This is a genomic window from Methylobacterium frigidaeris (assembly GCF_022179185.1).
Lineage (GTDB): Bacteria > Pseudomonadota > Alphaproteobacteria > Rhizobiales > Beijerinckiaceae > Methylobacterium > Methylobacterium frigidaeris.
On sequence record NZ_BPQJ01000433.1, the window covers coordinates 1 to 220 of the forward strand.

Genomic DNA, 220 nt, shown 5'->3' on the forward strand with positions numbered 1-220 from the left:
TCCCCCGGCGCGCTCTCCCCCCGCTGTGATTCACCGGCGCTCGGCGCAGGTGAGGTATTCACAGCTCAGAAGACGTTTCGAGGCAGATTCCAGTGTTTCTGACGATCAGTACCGCCGGTACCCCGGAGCGCCCCGCCACCGACCTCGGCTTCCTGCTGCACAAGCATCCCGACAAGGCGCAGGCGTTCTCGACCTCCTACGGCACGGCGCACGTCCTCTA

The 220-nt window shown here is 65.5% G+C and carries 1 protein-coding gene; it reads left to right on the top strand.

Going from position 1 to position 220, the window contains the following annotated elements:
- Positions 1–92: 92 nt before the first annotated feature.
- Positions 93–220, top strand: a 128-nt coding sequence (locus MFF64_RS38525) for a hypothetical protein (RefSeq protein WP_369010737.1), incomplete at its 3' end; no start/stop codon positions are given.